Origin of the sequence: Streptomyces sp. WAC 01529 (assembly GCF_003945545.1) — a bacterium.
Lineage (GTDB): Bacteria > Actinomycetota > Actinomycetes > Streptomycetales > Streptomycetaceae > Streptomyces > Streptomyces anatolicus.
In genome coordinates, this window is the sequence record NZ_CP029617.1 from 1,376,233 (window position 1) to 1,392,401 (window position 16,169).

Genomic DNA, 16,169 nt, shown 5'->3' on the forward strand with positions numbered 1-16,169 from the left:
GGAGTCCGCTCCAACTCCTAAGGTCAGGAACGACCACGGAGCACCAGCCAGGAGGTACCACCATGACCAGCCTTCCCACCCGCCGGCTCGGCGCGCTGACGGTCTCCGCGCAGGGGCTCGGATGCATGGGGATGAGCCACGCCTACGGCGCGTCGGACGACACCCAGTCGATCGCGACGATCCACCGCGCCCTCGACCTCGGCGTCACCCTGCTCGACACCTCCGACTTCTACGGCAACGGCCACAACGAGGAGCTGATAGGCCGCGCCCTCGCGGGCCCGCGCCGCGAACAGGCCGTCATCGCCACGAAGTTCGGCTTCGCCAACGCCCTCGGCGAGCCGCTGCACATCCGGGGCGACGCCGCCTACGTACACCAGGCATGCGACGCCTCCCTGCGGCGGCTCGGGGTCGACCACATCGACCTGTACTACGTGCACCGGGTCGACAAGACCGTACCGATCGAGGAGACCGTCGGCGCGATGGCCGAGCTGGTCGCGGCGGGCAAGGTGCGCCACCTCGGGCTCTCCGAGGCCGGCGCGCGCACGATCCGCCGGGCGCACGCCGTGCATCCGATCGCCGCGCTGCAGAGCGAGTGGTCGCTGTGGACCAGGGACCTGGAGCCGGAGATCGCGCCGGTCTGCCGGGAGCTCGGCATCGGCCTCGTGCCGTTCTCGCCGCTCGGGCGCGGCTTCCTCACCGGCCGCTACACCTCGCTCGACGGGCTCTCCGAGAACGATCTGCGGCGCACCCAGCCCCGCTTCGCCGACGGCAACCTGGAGCGGAACCTGTCCATCGTGGACGCCCTGAACGCGCTCGCCGCCGAGAAGGGCGTCACCGCAGGGCAGCTCGCGCTCGCCTGGGTGCAGCACCGCGGCGACGACGTCGTACCGATCCCCGGCACGCGCCGCGAGAAGTACCTGGAGGAGAACGTCGCCGCCGCCACGATCGAGCTGTCCGCCGACGACCTCGCGGCGATCGGCGCGGCGGCGCCCGCGGACGGGGTGGCGGGCACGCGGTACGACGAGGGCAGCATGTCGGTGGTCGACAAGTAGGGGCCGGCCGCCCGGGACAGGTAAGCCGGGGAACGGCACGCCGCCGGCCCACGTAGCCTGCTGGTATGCCCTTCCCGCACCCCGTACCGGAGGTCCTGGCCCATCTCGCGGGCGAGTGGCGCGTGACCCGCACGGTCCGCGACCTCGCCGACGGGTCCGAGGGCAGCTTCTCCGGTACGACGCTCTTCTCGCCGCTGCCCGCCCCGGACGAGGGCGGGCTCCTCCACCAGGAGTCCGGCGTCTTCACCTGGCGCGGCACCGCGCGCCCCGCCGAGCGCACCCTGCGGTTCCTGCCCGGTGCCATACCGGGCACGGCCCGCGTGGAGTTCGCCGACGGCCGCTTCTTCCACGACCTCGACCTGCGCTCCGGCCGCCACAGCGCGGACCACCCCTGCTCGGCGGATCTCTACCGCGGCGAGTTCGAGGTGTACGACGCGGACCGCTGGCGCGCCCGGTGGCGGGTGGGCGGCCCCGCCAAGGACCTGCTGCTCGTCACGGACTATGTACGGGTACGCGTCACTGCTCGCCCAGCGCCATCCACTTGTCCGCAGTCTCCAGAACCTTGAAGCCCACCTTCTCGTAGACCCCGTGCGCGTCGGCCGTGGCGAGGAGCACGCGGCGCAGGCCGAACGGCTCCAGGTGCGCGCGGACCGCGTCGACGAGCGCGGTGCCAAGGCCCGTGCCGCGCGCGGCCGGGGTGACGTACACATCGCAGAGCCAGGCGAAGGTCGCCCGGTCGGTCACCACGCGGGCATACGCGACCTGCTCCCCCGAACCCCCTTCGTACGCACCGAAGTTCAGCGACCCCGCGATCGCCGCGTCCTGCTTGGCGCGGGATCGGCCGAGGGCCCAGTAGGCGTCCGTGGACAGCCACTCGTGGACGCGGGCCGCGTCGATGCGGGCGGGGTCGGCCGAGATCTCGTACTCACCGTGGAGCGTGACACTGTCGTTCATTCCCCGACCCTGCCAAAAGCGCCCGCGCGGAGTCGAGCGTGTTTCGCCTGGTGGGACGGGGGCGTCCGGCTACCCCCACACCTCGTCGCAGGCCTCGCGCAGCCGGCGCACCCCCTCGCCGATCTCCCCCACCCCGGCGACCGCCGCGAAGCTCAGCCGGACGTACGCCGCCGGGGGCTCCGCGGCGAAGTACGGGCGGCCGGGGGCCACGGCGACGCCCGCGCGCAGGGCCGCCGAGGCCAGCGCCGTCTCGTCCGTGCCGTCGGGCAGCCGCACCCACAGGTTGTAGCCGCCCGCGGGGATGTGCGGCATCGCGACCTCCGGCAGGCGCAGCCGCAGCGCCGCGGCCATCGCGTCCCTGCGCACCTTCAACTCCCCCGACACCGCCCGCAGATGGCGCGGCCAGGCCGGGGAGCCGACCAGTTCGAGCGCCGCCTCCTGCAACGGCCTCGGCACGAAGAAGTGGTCGACGACCTGGATGGCGCGGAGCCGCTCCAGGACCGGTCCGCGGGCTGCGAGGGCGCTCACCCGGAAGCTCGGCGAGGTCGCCTTGGTGAGTGAGCAGACGTGCACGACGACGCCGTCCTGGTCGTCGGCGGCGAGCGGCCGCGGCAGCGGTCCGGCGTCCTCGTGGACGAGGCGGCGCACGAAGTCGTCCTCGATGACGAACGCCCCCGCCTCCCGGGCGATCCGCAGCACCTCGGGGCGGCGCTCGGCGGAGAGCACCGCCCCCGTGGGGTTCTGGAAGAGCGGCTGGCAGACGAAGACCCGGGCGCCCGTCGCGCGGAACGCGGCCTTCAGGAGCTGCGGGCGCACCCCGTCCGTGTCGACCGGCACCGGCACCGGGCGCATCCCCGCCGCGCGGGCGATGGCCAGCATGCCGGGGTAGGTGGGCGACTCGACGAGCACCGGCGCCCCGGGCGGGGCGAGCGCCCGCAGCGCCGTCGTCAGCGCGCTCTGCCCGCCCGCCGTGATCAGCACCTCGGCGGCGGTGATCGCCCCGCCCACCCCTCGCGCGAACCACTCCCGCAGCTCCGGAAGGCCGTCGACCGGCGGCCGCCCCCACGCGCCAGGACGCCGGCCCGCCCGCGCGAGCGCCGCGGCCATGGCGCGCTCGGGCTGGAGCGCGGGGTCGAGGTAGCCGCCGTTGAACTCGATGACGCCCGGCGGTGGCGCGGCGAGGGTGGCGAGCACGCCGGACGCGTCGACCGCGCGCGGCACCAGCTCCGCCGCCGCGTCGGCGCTCAGCGACACCTCCTGCCACGAGGTGTCCCCGGCGGGCGCGGCGGGCGCCGACGGCTCGGCGCGGAAGACCCCGGCACCGGGCCGGGTGACGACGAGGCCCTCGGCGGCCAGCTGCCCCAGGGCCCGCGACACGGTCACCGGACTTACCCTGAACCGCTCGACGAGCGACCGGCTCGACGGCAGCTTTCCGCCCAGAGAGTAGCGGTCAAGCTCGCCCCGCAGCTGTTTCGCCAGTTCGCCCACGCTGCTACTGTCATGCATGACAGCACAGGATAGCGCTACTCGCCCGAAGCGGATAGCGGTCAGCGAAGCCCCCGCCCCGGCCACGCCCACCCCTGCCGCGCCCCCAGCGCCCGCCGCGTCCGCGCCCGCCGCGTCCGCCCCGCACGGCTCCCGCCGCACCGGCACCCTGCTGGCCGCCCTCGGCGTCACCGCCTTCTCGCTCACCTTCCCCGCCACCGCCTGGGGCCTGGACGGCATCGGCCCCTGGAGCCTGGTGACCCTGCGCGGCGCGCTCAGCGCCCTCATCGCGGGCGGCTGCCTGCTCGCCCTGCGCGTCCCGGTCCCGCACCGCCGCCACTGGGCGGGGCTCGCGGTGGTCGGCGCCGGTGTCGTCGTCGGCTTCCCGCTGCTCACCACGCTGGCCCTGCAGACCTCCACCACCGCGCACGCCGCCGTGGTCGTCGGCCTGCTCCCGCTGACGACCGCCGTCCTGTCGGCGCTGCGCACGGGCGCGCGGCCCTCGCGCATGTTCTGGGCGGCGGCGCTCACCGGGGCCACCGCGGTCATCGCGTTCACCGTGCAGCAGAGCGGGGGCGCCCTGTCGGCCGCCGACCTCTACCTCTTCGGCGCGCTCCTGATCTGCGCGGCCGGGTACACCGAGGGCGGCCGGCTGGCCCGCGAGATGCCCGGCTGGCAGGTCATCGGCTGGGGTCTGATGCTCTGCCTGCCGCTCAACGCCGTCGGCGCGGTCATCGCCCTCCAGCACGAGTCCTTCCAGCTCACCGGCCACAGCACGGCGGGCCTGCTCTACTCCGCGATCGGCTCGCAATTCCTCGGCCTGGTCGTCTGGTACCGCGGCATGGCGGCCATCGGCGTCCCCAAGGCCAGCCAGCTCCAGCTCGCCCAGCCGCTCCTGACGCTGGTCTGGTCGGTCTTCCTGCTCGGCGAGCACCTGCCCGTCGCGGCGCCCCTCACGGCGGCCGCCGTGCTCGTCTGCATCGCGGTCACCCAGCGGGCCCGTGGCTGACCGAGCCGGTGCCCGTCCGGCCAGGGGCCAACAGCCACCACCCGTCGTAGACTGACGGCCACGGAACGCGACCGCAGAGCGGGACGAGGGAGCCTCCACATGCGCGCAACCGCGGGTGACAAGCTGGTGCTGCACGGCAGGGTCGTCGGGCAGCACGACCGGATCGCCGAGGTCGTCGAGGTCCTGGGCGCGGACGGCGGCCCGCCGTACCGCGTCCGGTTCGAGGACGGCCACGAGACGCTGATGTCACCGGGCCCCGACACCGTCGTACAGCACCAGGACCCGGCGAACTAGCCAAGGCACTCAGCGCGGCGGCTTCGCCGGCTCCTGGTAGTGGTCGGCGACCACCCGCGCCATCGCGCCGATCTTGTCGACGCCGACCTCCTTCGCCGAGAAGTAGATGTGCCCGCGCACCTCTCGGAAGCCCTCGGCGTAGGTGAGGTGGCGGGACAGCTCCGCGGGGTCCTGCCAGGCCGCGGGCTGCGCCGGGTCGCCCGCCTTGTACAGCGCCTCACCGATGTACAGGCGTACGCCCGTGCCGCGCACGACGTCGTTCCACCACGGGATCAGCTTGGCGTAGTCCGCGGCGGGGAAGCCGATGTTCCAGTACACCTGCGGCACGATGTAGTCGAGCCAGCCCTTCTTCACCCAGCCGCGCGTGTCCGCGTACAGATCGTCGTACGTCTGCACGCCGGCCCGGGTGTCCGAGCCGGTCGGGTCGGTCGCGATGTTGCGCCAGACCGCGAAGGGGCTGATGCCGAACTGGGTGCGCCCCCGGGTCTTCTTGATCCGGGCGGACATCTCGCGCACCAGCCGGTCGATGTTGTCGCGCCGCCAGGACGCGCGGTCCGGGAAGCCGCCGCCGTAGCGCGCGAAGGCCTCGTCGTCGTCGAAGGTCTGGCCCGCGACGGGATACGGGTAGAAGTAGTCGTCCCAGTGCACCGCGTCGATCGGGTAGCGGCGGACCGCGTCGAGCATCGCGTCCTGCACGAAGCGCCGCACCTCGGGCAGGCCCGGGTTGTAGTAGAGCTTCCCGCCGTACGGCACGACCCAGTCGGGGTGCAGGCGCGCGGGGTGCGTGGCGATCAGCCGTGAGGGGTCGGTGTGGGTGGCGATCCGGAAGGGGTTGAACCACGCGTGCAGCTCCAGGCCCCTGCGGTGCGCCTCCTTCACCGCGGTGCCCAGCGGGTCCCAGCCCGGGTCCTTGCCCTGCACGCCGGTCAGGTACTCCGACCACGGCTCGTACCGCGAGGGCCACAGCGCGTCCGCGGTGGGCCGCACCTGGAAGACGACCGCGTTCAGTCTGCGGTTCACCGCGGAGTCCAGAAAGGTCATCAGCTCGCCGCGCTGCTGCTGCGCGGTCAGCCCCGGCTTGGAGGGCCAGTCGCGGTTGACCACCGTCGCCAGCCACATGCCCCGCAGCTCGCGCTCCTTCTTCCGGCGCCGGTCGGGTGCCGCCCCCGCGTCCCCCGCCGTCGCCAGCCCCGCGACCGTCGCCGCGGCCACCACCGAGAAACTCCGACGTGACATACGCCTCATCTGTACGCCCCTCAGCTCGCTGTGTCCGGCGCCCTTCGCCGGGTTGCCGTCAGCATGCCCGACCCGGCACGCCATGGACCCCCGGTTGCGGAGTAACGTTCACGGCCGAGGCAGGGACCGCATCCATACGGGGGACCCTGCCCGCCCTGTTGATCAGCGAAAGGCACGAGGTGACCGACTCCATGACCGATATCGCACGCGTCGGAGTGGTGGGCTGTGGCCAGATGGGCGCCGGAATCGCAGAGGTCTGCGCCCGCTCCGGACTGGATGTGAAGGTCGCGGAGACCACCGGCGAGGCCCTGGAGATCGGCCGCACGCGGCTGTACAACTCGCTCTCCAAGGCCGCCGAGCGCGGCAAGATCTCCGAGGAGGAGCGCGACGCGACGCTGGCCCGCCTGAGCTTCACCACCGACCTCGGCGAATTCGCCGACCGTGACCTGGTCATCGAGGCCGTGGTGGAGAACGAGCAGGTCAAGACCGAGATCTTCCAGGTTCTCGACCAGGTGGTGACCCGGCAGGACGCGATCCTCGCCTCCAACACCTCCTCCATCCCGCTGGTGAAGCTGGCCGTCGCGACCTCGCGTCCCGACCAGGTCATCGGCATCCACTTCTTCAACCCGGCGCCGGTGCAGCAGCTCGTCGAGCTGATCCCGGCGCTGACCACGTCCGAGGGCACCATCAGCCGGGCGCAGGTCATGGTCGAGAAGGTCCTCGGCAAGCACGCGATCCGCGCCCAGGACCGCTCGGGCTTCGTGGTCAACGCGCTGCTCATCCCGTATCTGCTCTCCGCCATCCGGATGTTCGAGTCGGGCATCGCGAGCCGCGAGGACATCGACAACGGCATGGAGATGGGCTGCGCCCACCCGATGGGTCCGCTCAAGCTCGCCGACCTCATCGGTCTGGACACCGTCGCCTCGGTCGCCGACTCCATGTACGCCGAGTACAAGGAGCCGCTGTACGCCGCTCCCCCGCTGCTCCAGCGGATGGTCGACGCGGGCCGCCTCGGCCGGAAGACCGGCTCGGGCTTCTACCCGTACTCCTGACGGGATTTCGCCCGTACGAAACGCTCCGCACGGCGGGCCCGGCACTCCTTCGAGTGCCGGGCCCGCGGCGTTCGCACACCGTGTGCGCGGGAGGCTCGCATATGCCCATCGCACACTCTCCCGCCTTGCCCACCAGGCGAGTTGACTGCCGGTGCGGAAGAAGGGGGGACGCGCCACTACAGAGAGGAGTGGACTCGTGACCACCGATGGCGAGAGTGCCGTGGTCCCGGAAGAACTCGCGGAGCTACGCCGTAGCCTGGACGTGGGCCTGGCCCGCGTCGACGGACGGCTGGCGTTGCTGACGCAGCACGACCAGCAGACCGCCAAGAACGTGGAGGCCCTGCAGACCCGGGTCACCGCCTTGGAACACACGCGCTGGCCACTGCCCACGATCGTCGCTCTCGCGGCGGTCGCGGCGCTCGCCGTGGCGGTCTGGCAGGCCCTCGGCCACTAGCGCGCGTCCTGGCCGAGGCGCAGATGGTGCAGGAGGAGGAGCGCCGCGGCCATGTTGGCGGCCGGGACCTCCCCGCGGGCCACCATGTCGGGGACGAGCTTGAGAGGGACCCACTCGCGGCGGTCCGACTCGAAGTCGTCCTCGGGATGGCCGACGTATTTCCCTTCGTCGGACCAGTAGATGTGGTGCCTGGCGTCGGTGAGCCCGTTGGAGGGCTCGACGCTCATCAGGTGCCGCAGCGGGCCCGGCCGCCAGCCGGTCTCCTCCTCCATCTCGCGTGCCGCCGCGTACGCGATGTCCTCGCCGTCCTCGACGACGCCCGCCGCGAGCTCCCAGCCCCAGCTGTCGGTGATGAAGCGGTGCCGCCACAGCAGCAGCACTTCGTTGGCGTCGTTGACGACGGTGGCCACGGCCACGGGCCGCATCCGTATGAGGAAGTGGTCCAGATGCCGGCCGTCGGGTAGTTCGACGTCTGCGAGATTGACGGTGAACCACCGATTTCCATACACAGTTTGTTCACTCTGTTTCGTCCACTGCACGGTTCTGCCACCTTCCGCCGAGTAGATGGCAATATCGCAGCAGGGCGAACCGCGGAGCAGTGGGCGTCAGGGGGTCACAGCGGCACGCGCAGCGCCCCGTCGATGAGTTCGGCCGCCTCGGCCGTGCCCGCGCAGTCGCTGCGGACCAGGTGCTCGCGCACCGCGCGCAGCCGGTCGCGCAGCCGCTGCGACTCCATCCCCCGTGCCTGCTCCGCCATCTCCACCGCGGTGGCCACCGCCTCGTCGGTGTTGCCCTGACGCAGGTCGATCTGGCTGAGCATGGCGAGCCGGTGGACCCGGCCCCGGTCGTGCGCCGGAGTGTCCACGGCCGCCGCCGCGTGCTCGCGAGCCCCGGCCAGATCGCCGAGGCTGAGCAGGGCCTCCGCCACTTGTACGTTGACGAGGCCGGGCTGGACATAACCCGTCTCGTCCGGCTCACGGCCCCGCAGGATCCGCTCGGCGGCGGCCTCCGCACGCCGGATGCAGGAGAGCGCGCTCCTGCCGTCGCCCAGGTGTGCGTACGCCTTGGCCTGCATCGCGTACAGATCGGACGCGAGCGCCGGGGTGAGGTCCCGGCCCGCGGCCCGCAGCGCCGCCTCGGCGAACGCCACGGCCTGGCGGTACTCGCGCATGAACAGCGACTGGTTGACGAGGAGAGCGATGACGTACGCCCCAAGTCCCCTGTCCCCACTGGCCTTCGCCAGCCGCAGCGCCTGGTGGAAGTAGCGCTGGGCGAGGCCGTGCGCGTCGGAGTCGTAGGCGCAGATCCCGGCTATGGCCACCAACCCGCCGGTGCAGCGGTGGAGTTGGCGGCCCAGCTCGTCGGTGTAGCTGCCCCGAAGCAGCGGCGCGGCCTCCGCGTTGAGGAAGCCGACGATGCGGGTGCGGGTCGCGATGCCCCCGGTCTTGCGGTACATCTGCTCGTAGTGCGCGCGGGCGGCGCGCATCATCTCCAGGTCGGCGGTGCTGACGGGGTGGCGTCCGCCGCGGGACACGTCCACGTCCTCGGGCGGGTTCTCCCACTCCCAGACCGGCATCACCGCGGGCGTGCCGGTGACCGCGGGCGCGCCCAGCAGATGGGGGCGTTGCTGTTCGTCCGAGCGCCACAGGGCGGTGGCCCGCTCCACGAAACCGGAGAGGGTCGAGGAGGCCGAGCCGACGTGGGCGGCGGGGACACCGGGCAGCCCGAGGCCGATGTCGTCGAGGGTGACGGGCCTCTGGAGCCGGGCTGCGAGCACCTCGCAGATCAGATCGGGCACCTGGCCGCGCGGGCGCTGGCCCTTCAACCAGCGGGAGACGGCGGTGTGTTCGTAGCGCAGCGCGAGGCCTCTGGACTTCCCGGCCTGGTTCACATGTGCGGCAAGTCCCGCGTGCGAGATGCCCGCTTCGTCGAGGATCGCGTCGAGCAAGGTGTTGGGCTGCATGAATGCCCTCCGGTGGCTCGGTGCTGTTCAGGGTAGTGGAGGTGCCTTCACACGGGGTGTGAACGGAGTGCTCGAATCCGGGGGGTGTGCGCTCTGCCGCGTACCGTGTGGGCTCGCTTGACTGGGGTGCCTCGCCAGTCGAGGAGGCCGGCGGGCCGCCGGCTCCCCCCTCATTCAGTGCGGCGGCCCTCGCCGGTGCCGCCCGTCCCGCCGTCTGCCCGACAACTCCATGGCGGGGCGGGCGGCGCGTACCGGTCCGCCCGCCGCGACGGGGCGTCAGCTCATGGTGCGGGCATGCCGCTCGGGCTCCGGTTCTGGCTCCGGCTCCGGGGTCTCCGACTCCGGGCGCTCCGGTTCCGGGTGCTGGGCGGGGACCCTCCTTCGGTCGTTGCGCAGGACGAGCAGCGCCGCGTCATCGGTCGGCAACCGCCCGGTGTGGCGCAGGAGTTCGGCGTAGACCACGCGGATGAGGTTCTGCGGTGACACCGGCTGGACGCGGGCGGCCTCGGTGAGCGTGGCCTGGAGCGGGAAGAACTCCCCCGCCGCGTCGCGGGCGTCCTCCATGCCGTCCGTGTGCAGGACGATCGACTCGCCGGGCAGCAGCCGTCCGCAGTGCAGCACGGGCAGTTCGGCGGGGAGCGGAAAGGGGCCGAGCGGCGGCAGCGGATCGGCGTCGGTCAGCGGCCGGGCCTGGCCGCTCAGCAGAAAGGGCCAGGGGTGGCCGCAGTTGACCGCGGAGAGCTGGCCCTCCTGGCCGATCTCCAGGAGCAGTACGGTGACGAACTCCTCGGCCAGCGGGCTCTCCGGGGCCGCCCCGCCGTTCGCGGGGTGCTCTGCGCGTGACCGCTCCCGCAGGTGCCGCGCCAGTGCCCGCTCCAACCGGCGCATGACCAGCGGCAGTTCGGGCTCGTCGTGGGCGGCCTCGCGGAAGCTGCCGAGGACGGCGGCGACGGTCGCGAGGGCGGCGAGGCCGTGGCCCCGGACGTCACCCATGACGACCCGGACGCCGTACTCGGTGGCGGCGACCTCGTACAGATCGCCGCCGACGGAGGCGCCGCGCGAGGCGGAGAGCCGTCCGGCGGCGACAGCGAGGCCTTCGGTGCGCGGCGGCAGCGGTCTCAGCAGGACGTTCTGAGCGGCGCCCGCGACCTCGCGGATCTGCCGCAGCTCCCGCAGCAGCGCCCTGCGGACGTGCACGACGAGCCCGGTCCCGACGGCGAAGAAGACCGCGCTGCTGACGATCCGCGCGCCCATGCCGTCCTGCTGGGCGAGCGGGCAGGCCAGTTTGTAGGTGATGGCGACGGCGCCCCACACCGTGGGCAGGCCCAGCGTCAGCGCGCGGCGGTAGGGCTTGCGCTCCAGGCGGGGAAGCGGCCGGGGCACGGCTCGGGCCGCTCTGAGACGGACGAGCCGCTGCCGACGGCGGTCTCTGGGACCGCCGCCCCGCAGCCTTGCCACGAACAATGTCCGGCGGGGAGCCCCAGCCTTGGTATGGATCATGCCGACGGCCCCCCTAAGGCCCCGTTCAGCGCGCAGGCCGACCCCTACGGCCGGATTGATTCTGTCGACCGAGTGACCCGATAGGGCCAGGGTGAAGCCAGTTGTCACCCTAACGAGTGAGGGGCTCATCCGATGATCCGGATGAGCCCCTCTGTGCGCCTCAAGGTGCGCCTGTTGTCGCCTGCGGACGGTGACTACGCTCCGCGGAGCACCGCGCCCGTGCGCTCGGCCGCCAGGGCGACGGCCGCGTCGCGGGCCGCCGAGGCCTCGTCGACGGTGAGCGTGCGATCGGCGGCGCGGAAGCGCAGCGCGTACGCCAGGGACTTCTTGCCGGCGCCGATCTGCTCGCCCTCGAAGACATCGAACAGCCGGATGGACTCCAGCAGGTCACCCGCGCCGCCGGTCAGGTAGTACTCGACCACGGCGGCCGGCACCTCCTTGTCGACGACGAGCGCGACGTCCTGGGTGGCCACCGGGAACGCCGAGATCCGGGGTGCTCGCAGCACGCCTTCGCCGGCCTGCTCGAGACGGTCGAGGTCGAGCTCCATCGCGCAGGTGCGGGCGGGCAGCCCGAACGCCTTGACGACGCGCGGGTGCAGCTCACCGGCGTGCCCGACGGAGACGATGTCGCCGTCGATGACGACCTTCAGCTCCGCGCAGCGGCCCGGGTGCCAGGGGCCGTACTGCCCCTGGTCGACGATGAGTTCGGCACCGGCCTCGCGGGCCAGGGTGCGCGCCGCCTCGACGGCGTCCGCCCAGTCGGCCGGGCGGCCCTTGCCCCACCAGCCGGCCTGCTCGCGGGCGCCCGCGAGGACGACGGCGGCGTGCCGGGGCTGGACGGGCAGCGCCTCGGTGAGGGAGGCGATCTCCTCGTCGGTGGGGCGCCGGTCGACGGGCAGCCGCACCGCGACCTTCAGCTCATCCCGCGGGTGGAAGACGAGGCCGGTCTCGAAGAGGGCCAGGTCGTGCGAGCCGCGTCCGTCGTTGCGACGCAGGGCCGAGAGCAGCCCCGGCAGCAGCGTCGTACGGAGGGCGGGCTCCTCGTCGGAGAGCGGGTTGACGAGCTCGACCACGCGGCGGTTCGGGTCGTCCGCCTCCAGGCCGAGCTGGTCGAAGACGTTCTCCCCGATGAAGGGGTAGCTCAGCGCCTCGACGTACCCGGCACCGGCCAGCGCCCGCCCGACCCGGCGGTGCAGGCGCTGCCGCTCGGTCAGGCCGCGGCCCGCGGGGGGCTTCGGCAGGGTCGAGGGGAGGTTCTCGTACCCCTCGAGGCGGATGACCTCTTCGGCGAGGTCGTTCGGCTCCGCGAGGTCGGGGCGCCACGACGGCACGGTGACCGTCAGGTCGTCCTGGCCGTACACGTCGCAGCCGACCTGCTGGAGGCGGCGTACGACGGTCTCGCGGCCGTAGGTCACACCGGCGACCTTGTCGGGGTGATCGGCGGGCATGGTGATCGTGCGCGGCGCGGTGGGGGCGATGATCTCCGTGACGCCGGCCTCGGCGGTGCCGCCCGCGAGCAGCACGAGCAGGTCGACGGTCCGCTGGGCGGCGGCCGACGCGGCCTGCGGGTCGACGCCGCGCTCGTAGCGCTTGGCGGCCTCGGAGCCCAGCTTGTGGCGGCGCGCGGTGCGGGCGACGGAGAGCGCGTCGAAGTGCGCGGCCTCGATCACGACGTCGGTGGTGCCGCTCTCGGCGTCGTGGTCGGCGATCTCGGTGTTGGCGCCGCCCATGACGCCCGCGAGGCCGATGGGCCCGCGGTCGTCGGTGATGACGAGGTCCTCGGCGTCGAGGACGCGCTTGGCGCCGTCGAGCGTCGTGAGCTTCTCGCCCTGCTCGGCCCGGCGCACGCCGATCGTCCCCTGGATCTGGGAGCGGTCGTACGTGTGCAGGGGCTGGCCCAGCTCCAGCATCACGTAGTTCGCGATGTCGACGGTGAGCGAGATGGGGCGCATCCCGGCCTTCTGGAGGCGCCGCTTGAGCCAGATCGGCGAGCGGGCCTCGGGCTGGAGGCCGGTGACGGTGCGCGCGGTGAAGCGGTCGCAGCCGAGCGGGTCGCTGATCTTGACGGGGTAGCCGAAGGAGTTCGGCGCGGGCACGTCGAGGAGCGCCGGGTCGCGCAGCGGCAGGCCGTACGCGATGGCGGTCTCGCGGGCGACGCCGCGCATCGACAGGGCGTAGCCGCGGTCGGGGGTGACGGCGATGTCCAGGACCTCGTCGACCAGTTCGAGCAGCTCGATGGCGTCGGTGCCGACCTCGTGCTCGGGCGGCAGCACGATGATGCCGCCGCTGCCGTCGTCGCCCATGCCCAGCTCGTCGCCGGAGCAGATCATGCCGTGCGAGGTCTTGCCGTACGTCTTGCGCGCGGCGATCGCGAAGTCGCCGGGCAGGACGGCGCCGGGCAGGACCACGACGACCTTGTCGCCGACGGCGAAGTTGCGGGCGCCGCAGACGATCTCCTGCGGTTCGCCGGTGCCGTTGGCGGTGCCGACGTCGACGGTGCAGAAGCGGATGGGCTTCTTGAAGCCCTCCAGCTCCTCGATGGTGAGGACCTTGCCCACGACGAGCGGGCCCTTGAGGCCCCCGCCGAGCTGTTCGACGGTCTCGACCTCGAGGCCGACCTCGATCAGCTTGGCCTGCACGTCACGGCCGGTCTCGGTGGCGGGGAGATCCACGTACTCCCGCAGCCAGGAAAGCGGGACCCGCATCAGATCTCCATCCCGAACGGCCGGGTGAACCGGACGTCACCCTCGACCATGTCTCGCATGTCTTCGACGTTGTGGCGGAACATCAGCATCCGCTCGATGCCGAACCCGAAGGCGAATCCGCTGTACTTCTGGGGGTCGACACCGCAGGCGGTCAGCACCTTGGGGTTGACCATGCCGCAGCCGCCCAGCTCAATCCAGCCCTCGCTGCCGCAGGTGCGGCAGGGGCGGTCGGGGTTGCCGACGGACTCGCCGCGGCAGACGTAGCACACCATGTCCATCTCGGCGGACGGCTCGGTGAACGGGAAGTAGTTCGGCCGCAGCCGCGTCTTCATGTCCGGGCCGAAGAGCGCCTGGACCATGTGGTCGAGGGTGCCCTTCAGGTCGGCCATGGTCAGGCCCTCGTCGACGGCGAGCAGCTCGATCTGGTGGAAGACCGGGGTGTGCGTCGCGTCCAGCTCGTCCGTGCGGTACACACGGCCGGGGCAGACGATGTAGACGGGCGGCTCGCGGCGCTCGAGCAGCGCGCGCGCCTGCACCGGGGAGGTGTGCGTACGCAGTACGACACCGGACTCGTCGCCCGTCTTGCCCTCGGGGCCCTGGACGAAGAACGTGTCCTGCATCTGCCGGGCCGGGTGGTCGGGCGTGAAGTTCAGGGCGTCGAAGTTGAACCACTCCGCCTCGACCTCGGGGCCCTCGGCGACCTCGTAGCCCATCGAGACGAAGACGTCGGCGACGCGCTCCATCATCGTGGTCAGCGGGTGGCGGGCGCCGGCGGCCGTGCGGTCGTACGGCAGCGTGACGTCCACCGCCTCCTCGACCAGGACACGGGCGTCGCGCTCGGCCTCCAGCTCGCTCTGGCGGGCGGCCAGCGCCTTGCTGACGGCGCCGCGCGCCATGCCGACGCGCTTGCCCGCCTCGGCCTTGGCCTGCGGGGGCAGCGCGCCGATCTCGCGGTTGGCGAGGGCCAGCGGCGAGGTGCCGCCGGTGTGCGCGACCTTGGCCTCCTGGAGCGCGTCGAGGGAGTCCGCGGCCGCGAAGGCGGCGAGCGCCTCGTCCCGCATGCGCTCGATCTCTTCAGGTTTCAGTGCCTCGACCTCGACAGGGTCGTACGACTTGTTCGGTGCCGACATCTCTTCCCGTGCTTCCGGTTGGCTGGCGGATGGTCCCCGTCGACGAATCGGAGACGGAGTGTCCCAAGGTTGGGGACGCAAAGTGCCAACGACCGAGTCTAACGGGGGTGCGGTGATCGAATGCGCCCGCGGGCTGCTCAGGGCGGACCGTGCGGAGTCGAAGGACTCACTGGAGATACGCCGGGGCCCCCACGGGCAGCGTAAATCGGAACTCGGCACCGCCACCGGGCGCGCGGCCGACCGTGATGGTCCCGCCGTGCGCCTCCACGATGCCCTTCACGATGTACAGCCCCAGTCCTGTCCCGCCGCGCTTGCTGCCCCGCCAGAAGCGGGTGAAGACGCGACCCATCGACTCCTCCGGAATGCCGGAACCCTCGTCGCTCACGGTCACGGCGGTCTCGGCGCCGCCCCGCTCCCGTGGGGACGCGGCGGGCGCCACATCGATGGTGACCGTTCCCTCGCCGTGCCGCACCGCATTTTCCAGCAGGTTGCTCAGCACCTGGTCGATCTTGTCGGGGTCCGCCCAGAGGTCGGGCAGCGGCTGCTGGAGCCGCACGAGGAAGCGGGCGGCGTCCTGGCCGGAGGCGACGTACGACTGGATGTGGCGGCCGACGGCCGCGCCGATGTCGACGGGCTGGCGGCGCAGTTCGAGCCGTCCGGAGTCGATGCGGGAGATGTCCAGGAGCTCCGCGATGAGCCGGGTGACGCGGTTGGCGTCGGCGTCGACGGTCTCCAGCATCAGCTTCTTCTGGTCGTCCGTGAACCGCTCCCACTTGGCGAGCAGCGTCGCCGTGAACCCCTTGACGGAGGTGAGGGGGGAGCGCAGCTCGTGGGCGACGGTGGCGATCAGCTCGGCGTGGCTGCGCTCGGTGCGGCGGCGGGCCTCGGTGTCGCGGAGGCAGACCACGACCCGGCGTACGGGTCCGGTGCGGGTGGTGCGCAGATAGCGGGCGGAGACCAGGACCTCGCGGCCGCCCGGCAGGAGCAGATTGCGCTCGGGCTGGCCGACGCGGATGGCGAGGCCGCCGTAGGGATCGGTCAGCTGCCACCAGCGGCGGCCTTCCAGGTCCTCTAACGGAAGGGCGCGCTCCAGGGGCGCGCCCAGGGCGTCGTCGGCGCGGACGGCGGTGATGCGCGCTGCGGCCGCGTTGAAGCAGATGATCCGGCCCGTCTCGTCCGCGACGACGAGCCCGTCGGGCAGTTCGTCGGGGTCGAGCCCGAGGCCGCATGGATCACCGGGACCGCCACGGTCCGTGCGAGCACGGGCGATGTCCCTTACTCCCGGTGCTCTGCTGGTGCCGACGCTCATTCCCCGTACCCCACCTCTCGGACTGG

The 16,169-nt window shown here is 72.5% G+C and carries 15 protein-coding genes; 6 read left to right on the plus strand and 9 right to left on the minus strand.

Annotated elements, in window-relative coordinates; all coding sequences use genetic code 11:
- Positions 1 to 62: 62 nt before the first annotated feature.
- Both DMA15_RS06200 and DMA15_RS06205 read left to right on the plus strand, forming a co-directional pair.
- Complete coding sequence (locus DMA15_RS06200) at positions 63 to 1,052, plus strand: aldo/keto reductase (protein ID WP_125511641.1); 990 nt, start codon at positions 63 to 65, stop codon at positions 1,050 to 1,052.
- 65 nt (positions 1,053 to 1,117) lie between these two features.
- The gene (locus DMA15_RS06205) at positions 1,118 to 1,618 is read left to right on the plus strand and encodes a DUF6314 family protein (RefSeq protein ID WP_125511642.1); all 501 of its coding nucleotides are present in this window, start codon (positions 1,118 to 1,120) and stop codon (positions 1,616 to 1,618) included.
- Here the strand turns inward: DMA15_RS06205 and DMA15_RS06210 are convergent.
- Both DMA15_RS06210 and DMA15_RS06215 read right to left on the minus strand, forming a co-directional pair.
- Entirely contained in the window at positions 1,569 to 2,006 is a 438-nt protein-coding gene (locus DMA15_RS06210) for a GNAT family N-acetyltransferase (RefSeq protein ID WP_125511643.1), read from the minus strand. The two genes, DMA15_RS06205 and DMA15_RS06210, sit on opposite strands and share 50 nt — an antisense overlap.
- Before the next feature lie 69 nt (positions 2,007 to 2,075).
- On the minus strand, positions 2,076 to 3,512 hold the full coding sequence (locus tag DMA15_RS06215; protein ID WP_125511644.1) for a PLP-dependent aminotransferase family protein: 1,437 nt from the start codon (positions 3,510 to 3,512) through the stop codon (positions 2,076 to 2,078).
- Between DMA15_RS06215 and DMA15_RS06220 the strand changes: the two genes are divergently transcribed.
- Both DMA15_RS06220 and DMA15_RS06225 read left to right on the plus strand, forming a co-directional pair.
- Positions 3,511 to 4,500: a DMT family transporter gene (locus DMA15_RS06220; RefSeq protein WP_125511645.1), complete on the plus strand. Its 990-nt coding sequence runs from the start codon at positions 3,511 to 3,513 to the stop codon at positions 4,498 to 4,500. The genes DMA15_RS06215 and DMA15_RS06220 overlap by 2 nt on opposite strands.
- Before the next feature lie 99 nt (positions 4,501 to 4,599).
- Entirely contained in the window at positions 4,600 to 4,794 is a 195-nt protein-coding gene (locus DMA15_RS06225) for a DUF1918 domain-containing protein (RefSeq protein WP_125511646.1), read from the plus strand.
- Between the two features lie 9 nt (positions 4,795 to 4,803).
- Here DMA15_RS06225 and DMA15_RS06230 read toward each other — a convergent pair whose 3' ends face one another.
- Positions 4,804 to 6,039, minus strand: coding sequence for a family 10 glycosylhydrolase (locus tag DMA15_RS06230; RefSeq protein ID WP_125511647.1), 1,236 nt, complete (start codon positions 6,037 to 6,039; stop codon positions 4,804 to 4,806).
- Between the two features lie 182 nt (positions 6,040 to 6,221).
- Here DMA15_RS06230 and DMA15_RS06235 point away from each other — a divergent pair, with 182 nt between their 5' ends.
- Together DMA15_RS06235 and DMA15_RS06240 are read left to right on the plus strand one after the other, a co-directional pair.
- Positions 6,222 to 7,082, plus strand: a complete 861-nt coding sequence (locus DMA15_RS06235; protein ID WP_125511648.1) for a 3-hydroxybutyryl-CoA dehydrogenase — start codon at positions 6,222 to 6,224, stop codon at positions 7,080 to 7,082.
- Between the two features lie 196 nt (positions 7,083 to 7,278).
- Positions 7,279 to 7,536, plus strand: a complete 258-nt coding sequence (locus DMA15_RS06240) for a hypothetical protein (RefSeq protein ID WP_125511649.1) — start codon at positions 7,279 to 7,281, stop codon at positions 7,534 to 7,536.
- Here the strand turns inward: DMA15_RS06240 and DMA15_RS06245 are convergent.
- The 6 genes from DMA15_RS06245 to DMA15_RS06270 form a co-directional block, all read right to left on the minus strand.
- Positions 7,533 to 8,075 carry an NUDIX hydrolase gene (locus DMA15_RS06245; protein WP_125511650.1) on the minus strand — a complete coding sequence of 181 codons (543 nt, stop codon included), beginning with the start codon at positions 8,073 to 8,075 and terminating at the stop codon, positions 7,533 to 7,535. The two genes, DMA15_RS06240 and DMA15_RS06245, sit on opposite strands and share 4 nt — an antisense overlap.
- A gap of 74 nt (positions 8,076 to 8,149) precedes the next feature.
- A complete protein-coding gene (locus DMA15_RS06250; RefSeq protein WP_125511651.1) occupies positions 8,150 to 9,499 on the minus strand; it encodes a transcriptional regulator in 1,350 nt (449 codons plus the stop codon).
- Positions 9,500 to 9,775: 276 nt separating this feature from the next.
- Positions 9,776 to 10,813: a PP2C family protein-serine/threonine phosphatase gene (locus tag DMA15_RS06255; protein WP_240660164.1), complete on the minus strand. Its 1,038-nt coding sequence runs from the start codon at positions 10,811 to 10,813 to the stop codon at positions 9,776 to 9,778.
- A 380-nt stretch (positions 10,814 to 11,193) separates the two neighbouring features.
- A complete protein-coding gene (gene pheT, locus DMA15_RS06260; RefSeq protein WP_125511653.1) occupies positions 11,194 to 13,704 on the minus strand; it encodes a phenylalanine--tRNA ligase subunit beta in 2,511 nt (836 codons plus the stop codon).
- Positions 13,704 to 14,834 carry a phenylalanine--tRNA ligase subunit alpha gene (gene pheS, locus DMA15_RS06265; protein WP_125511654.1) on the minus strand — a complete coding sequence of 377 codons (1,131 nt, stop codon included), beginning with the start codon at positions 14,832 to 14,834 and terminating at the stop codon, positions 13,704 to 13,706. Before pheS ends, pheT begins: the two co-directional genes overlap by 1 nt.
- Before the next feature lie 166 nt (positions 14,835 to 15,000).
- Positions 15,001 to 16,143: an ATP-binding protein gene (locus tag DMA15_RS06270; protein ID WP_125511655.1), complete on the minus strand. Its 1,143-nt coding sequence runs from the start codon at positions 16,141 to 16,143 to the stop codon at positions 15,001 to 15,003.
- Between the last annotated feature and the right edge of the window lie 26 nt (positions 16,144 to 16,169).